Genomic DNA, 16,082 nt, shown 5'->3' with positions numbered 1-16,082 from the left:
AATGCCCGTTATCCAAGGGCATCACCAGGTTGTCGCTGCGCCACTTGGTAATCCCTCATTTCAATGGCTAGTCAGGAGTGCCCATGACCGCTGCGCATGATTTTTTAATTGCCCCTTCTATTCTCTCCGCTGATTTTGCACGCCTAGGGGAGGAGGTGGATAACGTGCTGGCCGCGGGCGCTGATATTGTCCACTTTGATGTAATGGACAACCATTACGTGCCGAACCTGACGATTGGTCCCATGGTATGTAAAGCATTGCGACATCATGGTGTAACGGCGCCTATTGATGTCCATTTGATGGTGAAGCCGGTTGATCGCATGATTAGTGATTTTATTGAGGCAGGGGCCAGTTATATTACGTTTCACCCGGAAGCATCTGAGCATGTCGATCGCTCGCTTCAGTTGATTCGTGATGGTGGCTGCAAGGCAGGGCTGGTATTTAATCCGGCAACGCCGCTCTCTTATCTTGACTATGTGATGGATAAGGTCGATATGGTGCTTCTAATGAGCGTTAACCCAGGGTTTGGTGGCCAGTCGTTTATTCCTGGCACACTGGATAAACTGCGCGAGGCGCGTGCTCGTATTGATGCATCCGGTAAAGCGATTCGTTTGGAAATTGACGGCGGCGTAAAAGCCGACAATATTGCCGAGATCGCAGCGGCAGGGGCGGATACCTTTGTGGCGGGCTCCGCTATTTTTAACGCGCATCAGGCCAGCGACCCACACGGCTATGACTCGGTTATCAAGAAAATGCGTGCGGCGCTGGCCAAGGTTTAAGACGCTTAATGTAGCTTCATGCGAGGCCTGAGGTAGCGGTTAATCTTATCGACTAGCCACGTAAGCCCGGTTTTCGGGACGCCATGGATCGACACTTGATGCATGCGATAAAGCGATGCGTAGCACTGGCGAGCAAACCAGCCTTCTAAAAAGAGGCCGCGCGACGCTGAGCTGCGCATCAGATTACCCACCGCGTCGTAGCGTGCCAGCGAAACAAGCGAGCCGTGGTCGCGGTAGTGAAATTCGTTAAGTGCTTTGCCTTCCAGCAAATGGTTGATATTTTTGGCTAGCAGTTTCGCCTGCTGATGAGCCGCTTGAGCGCGTGGAGGTACGGTGCCATCTTCACCCTGCGGGCAGCTGGCGCAATCACCCAAGGCAAAAATGCTGGGGTCATCAACACTCTGCAGTGTTTTTTCAACGTTAATCTGATTTTTCTTGTTGGTTGAAAGCCCCAGTTTGGTTAAAAACTCGGGGGCTTTAATGCCTGCCGCCCATACGTTTAAGTCGGTTTCAATGGTGTCGCCGTCGGCTGTAATGAGTTGGTTGGCGTGGGCTTCTTTAATCGCCGTGCCGATATGCACCGTTACGCCCATTTTCTCCAGTTCTTGTTGCACGGTCTGGCTAATACGTTCGGAAAGGCCAGGCAGTAGTCGAGGGGCCGCTTCAAGGATATGCACGCTAATTTGCTGATGGTCCAGCGCGGTTACCCCATAAGCGTTAAGTAAGCGCGAAGCGTCGAAAAGCTCGGCGGCAAGCTCAACCCCTGTGGCGCCTCCGCCCACAATGCCGATGGTCAGCACGGTATGCTGACGTAATGAGGGGTCGGTATAGCGCAAAAACGTATTGATCATCTCCCGTTGAAACAGCTTGGCCTGCTGGGGAGAGTCGATGAAGTGGCAGTGCTCGGCCACTCCTTGAGTGCCAAAGTCGTTGGAAACGCTGCCCAAGGCGAGCACCAGGAAGTCGTATTTTAGCGCGCGCTCTGGGAGCACTTCATTGCCGTCTTCATCATAAATAGGCGATAAATGTAGTACTTTCTGTTCGCGATCCAGGCCATGCAGTGAGCCGCGTTGGTAGCGGTAGAAATGCGCAGATGAATGCCCGCGATAATCCACCTCATCCATGCTGGAGTTTAAAACCCCCGTCGCTAACTCATGAAGCAGCGGTTTCCATACATGGGTTGCATTGCGATCAAGCAATACAATTTCAGCGCGCTTGCGTTTTCCTAACGTATGCCCTAACCGAGTCGCAAGCGCTAAACCGCCTGCGCCGCCACCGACAATAACAATCCTGGGTATGGCCATTGGTTTCTCCTTGGCTAATCTGGCTTTAGCATAGAAGCTTCTCTCTCTTCTGACTAATGCGCTAGCGCCATGGACGCAGTAAGATGCTGAGCAATTTGGCAGGTTAAGACATTGAAAATGGTAGGCGTGTCATTGCCAATGCCTACATAAGTCAGCGTTAAGGGAGCAGGGCAGTGCACTCAATACTCACGGGAAAACGATTAGTCGCGTTCGATTTAGACGGCACGCTGGTTGATTCCGTACCTGACTTGGCCGTTGCGGTGCAGAAAATGTTAGGCGAGCTTAATTTGCCCACACCTGACGGTGTTCAGGTGCGCGACTGGGTGGGCAATGGTGCGCCGATCCTGGTGGAGCGTGCACTTACCTGGGCGTTGGGCCGGTCTCCTGAGGAAGCGCTTCAAGCGCGCGCCTTTGATGCTTTTATGGCGTATTACGGTGCGGCACCGAATGCGTTAACGACGCTCTATCCCGGTGTAAAAACAGCACTCGAAGCGCTGCATGGCGCGGGCTTTACGCTGGTGCTCATCACCAATAAGCCAGAGCGGTTTATTGTGCCCATTCTTGATCACTTCGGGATTCGTCAATGGTTTACGCTATGGGTAGGAGGAGACACCCTGGCGGAGAAGAAGCCTTCCCCCTTACCCCTTTTACATGCCGCGCAGGCGTGCCAGTTTTCGCCAAGTGAGTGCCTAATGGTCGGCGATTCTCGTCATGATATTGCCGCGGGCAAGGCCGCCGGGTTTGCCACCCTCGCACTGCCTTATGGCTATAACCATGGCGATCCTATTGAACTCAGCCAGCCTGATTGTGTGATGGCGTCGCTGCTGGCGCTTGTCACTTAAGATTGACTGACTGGCTGCCAAAAGGCTATTCCGGGCGAGCGCCACCTAATGCACCATGAATAAGCTCGGCGTTATAGTGCAGCATGGCGGGGTAGTCATCGGCTTGATCGTCTTGTGAGCTAAATGAGTCAACATAGAGCGGGCCAGCCAGTGAGATGCCGGTGGCGCGTGACAACGCATCCATGTGGATACAGGGAACAGTGCTTTCATAAAATAGTGCCGGGGGGCGTGTTTTGGCTAGGCGCTCGTTCATCTCGGCCATTGCCCGGGCGTTACCCTGTGTTTCGTTATTCAGCCCCCAAATAGCGTCGTACTCAAAACCATAGGCGCGCGCAAAGTACCTAAACCCGGCCTCACTGGTCACCAGGGAACGGTTCGTTTTGGGGATGCCTTCCAGGCGCTCGTTGATGGCCTGGTCTAACGTATCCAGCGCGCGATAGGTGTCCTCCGCACGGGCATAAAACGCCCCCGCTTTTTCGGGGTAGTGCTCGGCCAGCGTTTCAGCAATCACCTTGATGTAGGCGGCCGCACCTTTCGGATCCATCCACATATGCGGGTCATTTGTGCCTTGATACTGCCCTGTAATAATAGGGAGCGGCGCAAAGTCAGCGTTTTCAGCCACGGCCTTTAGGGTAAGCGAATCATTTGCGATGGCCTCTACATGGCGTAGCCAAGGCTCTAGCCCAAAGCCGTTATAAAACATGATGTCGGCTTCTTCGATGGACAGCACATTGGGCGGCGTCAATTCCCACGTATGGACATCCTCACCGGGGGGGACGATAACGTTTACGTCAATATCTTCGCCGGCAATGCGCTTGACCAGGTCTTCAAGTATGGAAAAAGAAGCGATAACGTTGAGTGTCGAAGCGCCTGCTAGCGGTGACACACTTACCAAAACTCCTAGCAAGAGCGTGCTTACCCAGCTCACTTGCTTTTGCATTTCACGCTCCCACTCGTTTGAAGGCTCAAGATAATAAAGACTGCTACGCTCTGTGGCTAGCTCCTCCCGGCTAAAAAAAAATGGATATAAGTTATTGTTCTTTTTGGCGTATGCATTGTGCAAACGCAATGTCGCTGGCGGTGCGGCTGTCTTTAGATAACTAACGTTAAAAATAGAGCGCTGGCCTGTGTTACTTGACCATTACAACCGTTTTCGCGCTGTAATAGCAAAATATAGCGTTAACGGCGAAAGTTGCTAACAGTAGCACTTGGGAAGGTTCTCTCAGGCCGATAACACTTCTGTTGTCTCCTACGCTACTCGCCAGGAAGCCGAGAGCGAGGCAAAGCGCCTCAATGAAAACTCACTTGGTTAACGGTTGAGGAAATATCGTTTCGTACCCTAACAGAAAGCCCAAAGGCTTGCTGTTAGGGGCTTGTTGTATAAGGTTATACCGTGCCTGGTATTACTTCTTTTTTTTCATAAAGGGGAGAACCCTGGCCGTGGCGTCAGCGAGCTGCTGATCAAGCGGCGTATGGTCCAGGCTGATAGCGGCTCTCGCAGCGGTATAGGTGCCCTTATACTCCTTGGCGATCTCGCTATCGGTCATGTGGTCGGGTAGCTGTTCATTTTCTCGAATAACGTCAATGATGGCCTTGTCCATGGCGCACTCCTTTTGATCGCACTTTTGTTGAACATGCTGTTGAGCATATTGTTCAGCGTACTTTTCAGCATGCTTTCCTGCATATTTTCTAGCATAGCCCAGTGCGACGAAAACGTAACTGCGCGCAACTGTCGTGGCGATTAACCTCGTCTGGCGATACAATCCAGCACACTTACGTAAAATCGCTAGCAATGGCATACCTGGCTAATAGTCTGGGTAACGATACGCTGATTGCCATGCAATAATTAAGGTAATCAATAGGCTATGCCGAAAAAAGTCTTGATGTTGGACAATTACGACAGCTTCACTTTTAACATTGTCCAATACTTGAATGAATTGGGTGCAGAGGTGGTAACGCACCGAAACGATGCCATTACCCTTGAACAGATTGAAGCCCTGGCGCCTACGCATCTGGTTATTTCCCCGGGGCCATGCACACCCAACGAATCGGGGATTTCAATGGCCGCTATTCGTCACTTTGCCGGTAAACTGCCTGTATTGGGTGTTTGTTTGGGGCATCAGGCGATTGGTCAGGTATACGGTGCTCGGGTGGTCCGTGCACCCCAGGTGATGCATGGTAAAACATCGGCTGTTTTACATACCCATCAGGGTGTTTTTGAAGGGTTGGATAACCCCCTCGAAGTGACCCGCTATCACTCGTTAGTGGTGGAAAGGGAAACGCTCCCCAACTGCCTGGAAATAACGGCCTGGACAACAGACAATGATGTGACGCCTGGTTTGATCATGGGACTGCGCCATAGCACACTGGATGTAGAAGGGGTGCAGTTTCACCCTGAATCAATACTGACTCGCCAAGGCCATGAGCTATTGGCAAATTTTTTAAAACGTGGCTGATTGCCTGGTTCACACGCTTTAGAGGCTCCTCTGTTCATGCAAATGCGAGATGCAATTAATGCGGTGATACACCGTGAAGACCTCCCTTTTGACGTTATGCATGCCCTGATGCGCCAGATAATGACGGGTGAAGCGTCCGATGCTCAAGTAGGCGGCTTATTGGTCGGGCTTGCCATGAAAGGGGAGAGCGCGGTGGAAATTAGCGCTGCCGCCCAGGTCATGCGCGATTTAATGCGCCGTGTTGAGCTAAACGCTGAGAACGTCGTGGATATCGTAGGTACCGGCGGCGATGGCGCTAATCTATTTAACGTATCCACGGCGTCCAGCTTTGTGGCCGCAGCGGCGGGTGCGCATGTCGCAAAGCACGGTAATCGCAGCGTATCGTCGTCTTCCGGCAGCGCCGATCTTTTTGATATTGCCGGTATTTACCTCGATCTTAAGCCTCAGCAGGTCGCCCGTTGTATTGAGCAGGTGGGGGTTGGCTTTATGTTTGCGCCGAATCACCACCCGGCGATGCGTTATGCCATTGGCCCGCGCCGTGAGATGGGCGTGCGCACGCTCTTCAATATTCTGGGCCCGCTGACTAACCCTGCAGGGGCGCCCAACCAGGTGGTCGGTGTGTACTCGCCAGAACTGGTGCCGCTGATGGCCGAAGTGCTTAAAAAGCTGGGCAGCCGCCATGTCATGGTGGTTCATTCAGAAGATGGCTTGGATGAAATATCGCTGGCAGCTTCTACGCAAGTGGCGGAGCTTAAAGAGGGCGAGATTACTCAGTACACGGTTTCCCCTGAAGCGTTTGGCATTGAGCGCCAGAGCCTGGCAACGCTGAAGGCCGCTAACGCAGAAGATAGCCTGCGGTTGGTAAAGGCGGCATTGAGCGGTGAAGGCCCTGCATCCGACATGGTGGCCTTGAACGCAGGTGCCGCCCTTTACTGTGCGGGTGTGGCTGACAGCCTGAAAGAGGGCGTTCTGATCGCTCAGGACGCTCAGGGGTCTAAACTGCCGCTTGAGAAGCTCAGAGAGCTTTCACACTTCACCAGCGTTTTCAAAGAGTAAGTGACCGCTATGAACCAACAGGCAACACCCACTATTTTGACGCGAATTCTTGCCCGCAAGGATCAGGAAGTCGCCGAGCGCCAGCAGGCGGTATCCGAGACGGATTTGCTCGCGCTTGCCAAGCAGCAGAGTGCTCCGCGCGGGTTCATCAACGCGCTTAATCAGCGTATTGCGGTCGGTGACCCGGCGATTATTGCCGAAGTTAAAAAGGCGTCGCCCTCCAAAGGCGTCATTCGAGAAGAGTTTCATCCGGCGGATATCGCCAAAAGCTACGCTCAAGGCGGTGCGGCCTGCTTGTCCGTACTAACCGATGCGGACTTTTTCCAGGGGCATGAAGACTATTTGATCGTCTCGCGGGACGTCTGCGAGCTGCCGGTTATTCGCAAAGACTTTATTACCCACGGTTACCAGGTCTCTGAAGCACGCGCCATTGGAGCCGACTGTATTTTGCTGATTGTCGCCGCACTGGATGATGCCAGGCTGCTTGACTTGCATCAGCAGGCCAATCAACTGGGAATGGATGTGTTGGTAGAAGTCCATGATGCCGATGAGCTAACGCGTGCGCTTAAGCTTGATTTGGCGTTGGTAGGCATTAACAACCGTAACCTGCACACGTTCGATACCAGCCTCAACACGACGCTGGATTTACTGGCGCATATTCCTGAAAACGTAACCGTTATTACTGAGTCGGGTATCCATACTCAGGCGGATGTTCAGTTAATGCGGGATCACCACGTTAATGGTTTTTTGGTTGGGGAGGCTTTTATGCGCCAAGCCGACCCTGGCCTGGCGCTTAAAAAGCTGTTCTTCTAAGCCTTGTTAATCACCGGGGTGTTCGCCCGCGCTGCGTAAGGCATAAAGCAGGGCTTGCAGCGGGTGGTGAAGCGTTTGTTCTGAAAAACGCTTCACCTGGCTGCGGCACGAATACCCCGTGGCCAGTAGCCTGTCGGTGTTTTCCTCTGCCTCGACCTGGGGTTGCCAGGATTGGGCGTAAATCGTTTTGGACGTTTCGGCGTTGCGCGTTTCATGGCCGTAGGTGCCGGACATTCCACAGCAGCCGGTATTGACCAGCTCCAACGGTAGGCCAAACGCGGCAAATACTTGCTGCCACGCCTTCGGGCTTCCGGGCGCGTTGGTTTTTTCGGTGCAGTGCGAAAGCAGCTTAAAGCCAAGGGCATTGGGCGCTAGCTGTCGGGGTGCCAGGGTGGGCAGCCGAATAGCCAGCCACTCCTGCAGCATCAATACCTCGGGCACGGCGTCGGGTCCCAGCGCTTTTACGTACTCCTGGCGGTAGGTCAGGGTCATCGCCGGGTCGATCCCCACCATGGGCACCTCAAACTCGCGCAACGCCCGCAGGCGTTTCGCCTGCTTTTCGGCCGTACGCTCAAACGCACCCAAAAAGCCCTGGACGTGTAGCGGTTTGCCGTTGGCGCTATAGGGCATCACAAACACGCGCAAGTTGAGCCGTGAGAGCAGTTCGACCACGTCCATGACCAGTTTGGCTTCAAAGTGCGTGGTGAACGCATCCTGAACCACAATCACGCTATTGGCGCGCTGCTGGTCGGTGAGCAGAGCAAGCGAGGTGGGCGTGGCTTCCGCTACACCCCAGGCACGCAGCTGCTTTTTAACACTGGCGCGAGAGAGCTGCGGCGAGTCGCTCATCCCCACGCTACGGCGCATCAGCGTTTCCACCCAGCGCTGGCCCATCACGGCGTTATACAGTGGCGCTGCCCTGGCAAGCGTGGGCAGCATGAACTCTGTGCTGCCTATTACGTAGTCGCGCAGGGGGCGTAAATAGCGTCCGTGATACACCTCCAAGAACTGCGAACGGAACTGCGGCACGTTGACCTTGATGGGGCACTGGCCCGCGCAGGACTTGCACGCCAGGCAGCCGGCCATGGCGTCGTAGACCTGATGAGAGTAGTCATGATGCTGCCGGCGGCTGAACGTATTCGCCAGGCGTTTTGGAAAGTGTTTAACAAAGCCCCATCGGCCTTCCGCCTTTTTCTTGCGCGACTCCTCGACCACGTCAATGCCCGCCTGGGATTGCAGACGTAGCCATTCACGCATCAGGCTGGCGCGCCCCTTGGGCGAGTGAATACGGTTGCGGGTCGCCTTCCACGACGGGCACATGGGGTCGTCCACGTCGTAGTTGTAGCAGGCGCCGTTGCCGTTGCAGTACACCGCTGCGTCATAGGCCTGCCAGGCGCGCTCATCAATGGTGCGGTCCAGCTGGCCGCGCATCGGCACGGCGTCGATGCTTAGCAGGTTCGGGTCGCTGTCTTTGGCGATCAGCGCGCCGTTCTCTGCCGGTGAAGCGATCTTGCCAGGGTTAAGCTGGTTAAACGGGTCAAACGCGGCCTTGACCCGCTGCAGGCTGGGGTAAAGCTCGCCAAAAAATTTGGGTGCATACTCGGAGCGTACCCCTTTGCCGTGCTCACCCCACAACAATCCGCCGTATTTTTGGGTCAGGGCGGCGACTTCATCGGAGATGTCCCGAATCAGTGCTTCCTGGGCCGGGTCTTTCATGTCCAGCGCGGGGCGCACATGCAGCACGCCCGCATCGACATGCCCAAACATGCCGTAAGCGAGCCCACGTGCGTCCAGCGCAGCGCGGAACTCGCTAATAAAATCGGCCAGATGTTCTGGTGGTACGGCGGTATCTTCAACAAACGGCAGTGGGCGCTTCTCACCCTGCACATTGCCCAAAAGGCCCACCGAGCGTTTGCGCATGCCGTAAACCGCGCTGATCTGCTCACGGCCTTCGGCCAGGGTATAGCCTAATCGCGTGACCGTGGCATCCTGGTTCAGGTGACGGGTAAAGGCGTCTACCTGTTCGGCCAGCGCCGCAGGGTCGTCGTCGCTAAACTCGATCAGGTTGATACCCCGAATCGGTGTATCGCTCTCGGGGAAGAACTCGGCCACGCTGCCCCACACAAAATCGGCCATGGCGAGCGTGAGCACCGTATCGTCGATGGTTTCGATCGACACAGGCCTGGCGCTGGCCATCAGCGTTTTGGCATCGCGCAGCGCATCCATAAAGCTTGTATAGCGTACGTTGACCAGGGTGGCGTGCAGGGGGATGGGCAGTACGTTCAACACGGCTTCGTTCAGAAACCCCAGCGAGCCTTCCGAGCCACACAGCAAACTGTTGAGATCAAGCGCATGCTGGTCGTTGCGCAGGTGAGCCAGGTCGTAACCGGTCAGGCAGCGGTTAAGCGGCGGAAAGGTCGCCTTAATCAGATCGCGCTGCTGATCAATAATACTGGCCGTTGTGCGGTGCACCTGCCCAATAATACCGTCCTGCTGGCAGGCCTGCTGTTCCTCATCGGCACTGAGTGCCCGGCTATGCAGATGCTGGCCACCCAGCAGTACCGTGTCGAGTTCCAGCACGTGGTCACGGGTTTTTCCGTAAGCACAGCTACCCTGACCGCTGGCATCGGTCGAGATCATGCCGCCGATGGTCGCTCGATTGGAGGTCGAAAGCTCCGGGGCAAAAAACAGCCCGTAGGGCTTTAAGGCGGCATTCAACTGATCCTTGACCACCCCTGCTTGAACGCGTACCCGACGGTTCTCGACATCAATGTCCAGCACCTGATTCATGTGCCTGGAGATATCCACCACGATGCCATCGGTAAGCGACTGACCGTTGGTACCGGTGCCGCCGCCTCGCGGCGTTAACACCACCTCGCGGTAAGGCACTTCAGCGGCCAGTTTGGCCAGGCATTCCAGGTCTTCTGCATGGCGGGGAAACACCGCCGCCTGGGGCAGACGCTGATAGATCGAGTTGTCGGTTGCCAGCACCGTGCGGTGGGCATAGTCAGGGGCAATCTCACCATCGAAGCCGCGTGTTTTAAGGGCTTCCAGAAAGCGCAGGTAGTGGGAGGCCAAGCGTTCAAACGGGGCGGTCCGAGAGTCCAGCGATACAATCATAATCGTTCAAGCCGTCAGTGCCGGGGCATCAAAAAAAGAGAGCGCTACTTTACCTCAGTGCCTGCCTGGCTGCACCCTGCGCTAAACATGCTAGCTCAAAGCTTCTTTTACCAAGGCGGCAGAAGCCGGTGACATGGGCAGTGTCAGGGCTAATTCATGAGCCTGGGGTGACATCTTGCGCCAGGTTTTTTGAATAATTCGCACCATATGGTCATGTTCGACCTTGCGCGAGAAATCGGCAAAATAGTTTTCCAAAAATACCAGACAGGCGCAGTCTTCAAGTGTCTGTACATCGGCATCACGGCCCAACCCCTTTTTGGTGATGAGTGTGATAACTCGCTCGGCGTCCTCAGTGCTATAGCCTGCTTCACGCATTAATTGGGCGGCCGTGTCGCCCGCGCGGATACCCTGGTCGCGCCGCCAAGTTAAGTAGCCTACTCGACCTTCAGGGTACGCTTCGCGCGCTACCTGCCAGCGCTGCAAGTGCTGGGCGCGGACAGCAATCTGTAAGCACTCGCTGGGTGTCTGGTTAAGGTGAGCAAGCCATTTGCTCATGCGCTGTGCGTAAAGCAGCTCGGCGGGGAGCGGCTCATCGGCCACGTTGACCGTTTTTGGGTCTTCGCTGTGAAGCTGGTCCAGCGCAGTTAATACCTGTTCAAGGCGGTGGGGCATGATGCTCTCCTGGTTAGCTGTCGCGATACTCTGCAACGGTCTCGTCGCAGAGTATTCTGGCGTGGGGCGGGCGGTCAGGCTTTATTATCGGCGTTATAAACGTCGAGGTTCAATTCGCCTTCGCTTTTACCTACCAGGGTGGTGACCATAATGTCGCCCGCCACGTTAACGCTGGTGCGCGCCATATCGAGAATACGGTCGATGCCTGCTACGACGGCGATGGCCTCAAGCGGTAAGCCAATTTGAGCCATCACGATAGAGAGCATGATAAGACCCGCACCGGGTACGCCCGCGGTGCCAATGGAAGCAAGCGTGCCGGTGGCGACAATCATGCCATAGTCGACCAGGCTCAGCTCAATACCCAGCATTTGGGCAATAAACAGTACGACGACGCCCTGGTAAAGCGCTGTACCATCCATATTAATGGTCGCGCCCACCGGCAGTACAAAGCTTGAAACGCCTTCAGATACGCCCAGGTTTTTCTGTGCACAGCGAATCGATACCGGCAGTGATCCTGCCGAAGAGGCGGAGGAGAACGCTATCATCATGGCGTCCAAGCTACCCTGGAGATAACGCACTGGATTAAGCCGCCCCAATAGGCGAATAAAGCCTGAATAAATCACCAGAACATGCAGCGCACAGGCCAAATACACCACGCCAATCAGCTTGGCGAGTGGTAACAGGATTTCCAGCCCGTATTGGCCAGATACATGCGCCATTAGGCCAAACACCCCAAAAGGTGCAAAGGCCATGACGATGCCCGTGAGCTTGTACATTGCCTCGGCAAAGCTATCGAACACCACGACCAGTGCTTCACCCTTTTCACCAATCAGAGTCAGTGAAATGCCCAGGCCAATCGCAAATACAATAATTTGCAGAATGTTGCCATTGGCCAGTGCATCAATGGGGTTGCGGGGCACCAGGTTAATCAAGATGGATGCCAGGGTAGGCGCCTCGCTTGCATTCACGCTGCTATCAAAACTGATGTTAACGCCTGCTCCAGGCTGTAGCAGTGTCGAAAGCAGTAGCCCAATACTGATAGCAAAGGCCGTGGTCAAAAGATAAAGGCCGATGGTACGGGCGCCAATGCGACCCATTTTTTGCGGGTCGCGCATCGACGTAATGCCGACCACTAGCGTTGAGAACACTAGCGGTACGATCAGCATCATGATCGCGTTGATAAAAATATCGCCCAGTGGCTTAAAGATGCTGGCGTTTTCACCCAGTAGTGCGCCCGCCGCTATCCCTAGCGCTAAACCTGCGAGAATTTTCTTCCAGAGGGCGATGCCTCTCCACCAGCCGAAGGCGCCTTGTGATGTGCTCACGGATCTCTCTCCTTGGAGTTTTATTTACGGTTGATCAATAGCAGGATTACGATTCGGCGCGCACTTTATCACTTTTTAGTAAGAAGGGCGGGGGCTTGTAATGGGCGAAGTGAGCGCTTACGGGCGGCCGCGGCTTCGAAGCAGCCTCTGGTTATTTAATCGCCGACGTGAGTTGCCGGGCACGTTGCTATAACGCCCCCATAGCTCCCCGCCGTGCTTTTGCCTACAATAGGGGCCTTTGATACTGGCGTTTGGCGCCGTGTTTAACTGAATACAGGCCAAGGAATAACTCATGCTCGATCCGAAACTGCTGCGCGGTGATCTGGACGCGCTAGCGCAACAACTAGCTCGTCGCGGCTTTGTACTGGATAAAGAGGGGCTTCAGGCGCTGGAGTCGCGCCGCCGTGAATTGCAAACGCAGACCGAGCAACTGCAAAGCGAGCGTAATACGCGCTCAAAAGCCATTGGCAAGGCCAAAGCCAGTGGCGAAGATATCCAGCCGCTGTTGGATGAAGTCAGCGATTTAGGCGATCGTCTGGATAACGCCAAGTGTGAGTTGGCCAAGGTGCAAGAGGCCTGGGATGACGCGGTCAGCGGTATTCCTAACCTGCCTCATGAAAGCGTGCCGGAAGGTGAAAAAGAAGAAGACAACGTTGAACTGCACCGTTGGGGTACACCACGTGAGTTCGATTTTGACGTGCTCGATCATGTCGATTTAGGCAAAAAATCCGGTTATCTGGATTTTGAATTGGCCGTTAAACTGACCGGTGCCCGCTTTGCCGTTATGCGTGGGCCCATTGCTCGTCTGCACCGTGCGCTGGCTCAATTTATGCTGGATACCCAAACCGAGAAGCACGGCTATGAAGAGTGCTACGTGCCCTATATGGTGAATCGCGACTCACTAACGGGCACCGGCCAGCTGCCGAAGTTTGGCGAAGACCTGTTCAAGCTGGATGATGAGCGCGAGTACTACTTGATTCCTACTTCTGAAGTGCCGCTCACCAACTTTGTGCGTGATGAGATTGTGGATCAAGCGGCATTGCCGATGAAGCTTACGGCGCACACGCCGTGTTTTCGTAGCGAGGCCGGTTCGCATGGGCGTGATACTCGCGGCATGATCCGCCAGCATCAGTTTGATAAAGTGGAAATGGTGCAGATTGTAGAACCAGAGAAGAGCTATGAAGCGCTGGATGAAATGCGTGGTCATGCAGAGGCGATCTTACAAGCGTTAGAGTTGCCGTACCGCGTAGTGACTCTTTGCACGGGCGATATGGGCTTTGGCGCGGCGAAGACCTACGACCTGGAAGTCTGGCTGCCCAGCCAGAGCACTTATCGGGAAATTTCGTCTGTTTCCAACTGCGAAGACTTTCAGGCACGACGTATGCAGGCGCGCTTCCGTCAACCGGATGTGAAAAAGCCACAGCTCCTGCATACGTTAAATGGTTCTGGCTTGGCCGTTGGCCGTTGCCTGCTGGCAATACTTGAAAATCACCAGCAGGCAGACGGCTCGGTGGTTATTCCTGAGCCGCTACGTCCCTATCTTGGTGGTCAGGAGCGTCTGGCCCTTTAAGCGTCCATTCGACGTTAACCCCGGCATCAATACGGATGGTGCCGGGGCTGTAATCGCTTTGTGATCCGCTACTGGCCATATCACTCTCAGCCCGCATGGCCATCATGCGGGGCTGAAACATAGGCGCTTGCGTCTCTTCAATACGCTGAACGTGGCCGAGTTCGGTTTCCAGCGTGCTGGCCATCAGGTTGGCTTTGTGGCGAGCTTTCTCCAGTGCTTTTACCAGCGCTTCATCGGTGGCGGCTTCTCTGTCCTGTAAATCAAATTGGACGCCGTCCATTGCATTCACACCCACCCTGATCAGCGCGTTGAGCACATCGCCCAATTGATCAAGGTCGGTTAGCTCTATGCTGAACGGGCGTTCAAGACGCGTGCGTTGGAGCATCTCCTGGTCGCCATTTTCGCTGCGTGGCGCAGCGACATGGTCAGAATAAACGTTCAACGACCCGGCATTGATAGCGCGTCGCTCGATTCCCAGGGCTTCAATGGCTTCGATCAGTTCGCTGGCACGATTCTCAAGGCGTTCACGGGCTTCTCCTAACGCTTCGCCGTCGGTATCTTCCAGTGAAGAAACGGCAGGCGTGTTTTCCCAAAGGCGCGCTGTGAACGTCGCCTGGTCGGGTTCAACCTCAACCCAGGACTGTGCCTGGACATTTAAGCTGGGCGGTGCAGGCGGGGCCGCAAAGGCGAGGGGAGTGCTCAGAAACGCCAACAGAGCACCACTTAAAATTCCATAACGAAAACGCGGTAAACGTGCCGATACTGGGCTCATAGAGAAACTCCTTGAGGTAGAGAGAACTAGCCGGGTACGCGTCAATTAAAAGTATAGACGCTTGCTTGGAATAGCGACTACAGGGAAAGTTCAGCGTAAAAGAGGTGACGCAAAACAGTTGCTTATTATTTGCACGGTTTGTGCAATACCTTTATTACCGCCATTATGTACGGGTAACGAGCTAAGGATGAGGCTATGTCGAGATTATCGGATGAGGATTATCGAAGTATCCCCTTAAATGCCACGTTGGCGCTAGCGGCATTAGTGGTAATTATTGCGGGAATGAAAGGGGGGGCAGATTTACTTGTACCCTTGCTGCTGGCGGTATTTATCGCGGTAGTGTGTACCTCTCCGGTGCAGTGGCTACACCGTTGTGGCCTAAGCATGAGAATGTCGGCTTTTTTAACCCTGATGGTGTTGTTGGGGTTTCTTTCACTGATTGGCGTGTTGGTCGTCAACAGTTTTAGCACCTTTGTGGCGGCGCTGCCTGATATTGAGGAGCGGCTTTATGAGCACTATTGGGATCTGCTTAATACGCTCGCCATGCATGGCTTCAATATTGACCCTGATGAGCTTAGCGCCGTCTTTTTCAATGAGGATGAGGAAGGCTCTTCTTGGGTGGCAACGCTGTTGGGTGAACTGGGCAACCTGGTGATGCAGAGTATCATCGTGGGGTTGCTGGTTATTTTTATGCTGTTTGAAACGCTGAACCTTCGCCAAAAAGTTTCGCGTGCCTTGGAAAACCCTGCGCCTAGTTTAAAGCGATTTAGCGAATTCAGCTTAACGCTAAAGCGCTATTTGGCCGTAAAAACAATGATTAGCCTGGCCACAGCGGTATTAATTTGGCTCTCCTGTGTGATTGTCGGGGTTGATTTCCCATTGCTTTGGGGCGTTCTGGCGTTTGGGCTTAACTTCATCCCTAACATTGGCTCAGCACTTGCGGCTATTCCTCCAGTGCTGCTGCTTCTGGTGTCCCAGGACGGTGGCGCGCTACAGGCGCTGCTGCTGGCGTCCGCTTATCTGGTCATTAACTTTGTACTGGGTAACCTGATTGAGCCGCGTGTCATGGGGCAAGCGCTAGGGCTTTCAACGTTTGTGGCGTTTCTTTCGCTGGTTGTTTGGGGGTGGATTTTTGGACCGGCGGGGATGCTGCTATCTGTCGTGTTAACCATGACCCTAAAAATTGCCTTGGATAGCCATCCGCAGACGCGTTGGATTGCTCATTTTCTGGGGCCAGGGAGGCACCGCACGGGGCGTTATCTTAGCCAGCAAGATGCAGGTCGCGCACCGTGGAAACGTAAAAATAGTGCTACGCCCGAAGAGCATCTAAAAGAGGGGGAGAGTTAACAGGAGGGACCGCACGGCCACCACCG

The 16,082-nt window shown here is 54.6% G+C and carries 14 protein-coding genes; 7 read left to right on the top strand and 7 right to left on the bottom strand.

The features are described 5' to 3' along the window. Positions 1-83: 83 nt before the first annotated feature. Positions 84-779, top strand: coding sequence for a ribulose-phosphate 3-epimerase (gene rpe, locus FKN99_RS06365; protein WP_172117100.1), 696 nt, complete (start codon positions 84-86; stop codon positions 777-779). Between the two features lie 5 nt (positions 780-784). On the opposite strand, the gene FKN99_RS06360 is transcribed toward rpe, so the two are convergent. Next, positions 785-2,083, bottom strand: a complete 1,299-nt coding sequence (locus FKN99_RS06360) for an NAD(P)/FAD-dependent oxidoreductase (protein ID WP_172117099.1) — start codon at positions 2,081-2,083, stop codon at positions 785-787. Positions 2,084-2,256: 173 nt separating this feature from the next. Here FKN99_RS06360 and FKN99_RS06355 point away from each other — a divergent pair, with 173 nt between their 5' ends. Next, positions 2,257-2,925, top strand: a complete 669-nt coding sequence (locus tag FKN99_RS06355) for a phosphoglycolate phosphatase (RefSeq protein ID WP_172117098.1) — start codon at positions 2,257-2,259, stop codon at positions 2,923-2,925. 25 nt (positions 2,926-2,950) lie between these two features. On the opposite strand, the gene FKN99_RS06350 is transcribed toward FKN99_RS06355, so the two are convergent. Further along, the gene (locus tag FKN99_RS06350) at positions 2,951-3,865 is read right to left on the bottom strand and encodes a metal ABC transporter solute-binding protein, Zn/Mn family (protein ID WP_172117097.1); all 915 of its coding nucleotides are present in this window, start codon (positions 3,863-3,865) and stop codon (positions 2,951-2,953) included. 463 nt (positions 3,866-4,328) lie between these two features. Continuing rightward, a complete protein-coding gene (locus FKN99_RS06345) occupies positions 4,329-4,526 on the bottom strand; it encodes a hypothetical protein (RefSeq protein ID WP_172117096.1) in 198 nt (65 codons plus the stop codon). A 264-nt stretch (positions 4,527-4,790) separates the two neighbouring features. Between FKN99_RS06345 and FKN99_RS06340 the strand changes: the two genes are divergently transcribed. From FKN99_RS06340 to trpC, 3 genes are read left to right on the top strand one after another with little or no spacing between them, the layout of a single operon-like run. Continuing rightward, complete coding sequence (locus FKN99_RS06340; RefSeq protein WP_253926986.1) at positions 4,791-5,381, top strand: anthranilate synthase component II; 591 nt, start codon at positions 4,791-4,793, stop codon at positions 5,379-5,381. Between the two features lie 36 nt (positions 5,382-5,417). After that, entirely contained in the window at positions 5,418-6,437 is a 1,020-nt protein-coding gene (gene trpD, locus FKN99_RS06335) for an anthranilate phosphoribosyltransferase (RefSeq protein ID WP_172117095.1), read from the top strand. Positions 6,438-6,446: 9 nt separating this feature from the next. Continuing rightward, positions 6,447-7,250, top strand: coding sequence for an indole-3-glycerol phosphate synthase TrpC (gene trpC / locus FKN99_RS06330; protein ID WP_172117094.1), 804 nt, complete (start codon positions 6,447-6,449; stop codon positions 7,248-7,250). A gap of 6 nt (positions 7,251-7,256) precedes the next feature. Here trpC and ydiJ read toward each other — a convergent pair whose 3' ends face one another. The 3 genes from ydiJ to FKN99_RS06315 all read right to left on the bottom strand — a co-directional run bounded on the left by ydiJ (position 7,257) and on the right by FKN99_RS06315 (position 12,367). Further along, positions 7,257-10,370 (bottom strand): D-2-hydroxyglutarate dehydrogenase YdiJ, encoded by a 3,114-nt coding sequence (gene ydiJ / locus FKN99_RS06325; protein ID WP_172117093.1) that lies wholly within the window; start codon positions 10,368-10,370, stop codon positions 7,257-7,259. Between the two features lie 90 nt (positions 10,371-10,460). Beyond that, positions 10,461-11,042 carry a DUF4202 domain-containing protein gene (locus tag FKN99_RS06320; protein WP_172117092.1) on the bottom strand — a complete coding sequence of 194 codons (582 nt, stop codon included), beginning with the start codon at positions 11,040-11,042 and terminating at the stop codon, positions 10,461-10,463. Between the two features lie 74 nt (positions 11,043-11,116). Next, entirely contained in the window at positions 11,117-12,367 is a 1,251-nt protein-coding gene (locus FKN99_RS06315; protein ID WP_172117091.1) for a dicarboxylate/amino acid:cation symporter, read from the bottom strand. Between the two features lie 292 nt (positions 12,368-12,659). Between FKN99_RS06315 and serS the strand changes: the two genes are divergently transcribed. After that, a complete protein-coding gene (gene serS / locus FKN99_RS06310) occupies positions 12,660-13,937 on the top strand; it encodes a serine--tRNA ligase (protein WP_172117090.1) in 1,278 nt (425 codons plus the stop codon). Here the strand turns inward: serS and FKN99_RS06305 are convergent. Beyond that, entirely contained in the window at positions 13,882-14,709 is an 828-nt protein-coding gene (locus tag FKN99_RS06305; RefSeq protein WP_172117089.1) for an SIMPL domain-containing protein, read from the bottom strand. The genes serS and FKN99_RS06305 overlap by 56 nt on opposite strands. Before the next feature lie 195 nt (positions 14,710-14,904). On the opposite strand from FKN99_RS06305, the gene FKN99_RS06300 reads away from it, so the two are divergent. Beyond that, on the top strand, positions 14,905-16,056 hold the full coding sequence (locus FKN99_RS06300) for an AI-2E family transporter (RefSeq protein ID WP_172117088.1): 1,152 nt from the start codon (positions 14,905-14,907) through the stop codon (positions 16,054-16,056). Positions 16,057-16,082: the final 26 nt, after the last annotated feature.

Origin of the sequence: Halomonas hibernica (genome assembly GCF_013183775.1) — a bacterium.
GTDB lineage: Bacteria > Pseudomonadota > Gammaproteobacteria > Pseudomonadales > Halomonadaceae > Vreelandella > Vreelandella citrativorans.
This window is presented reverse-complemented; position numbering and strand designations above follow the sequence as displayed.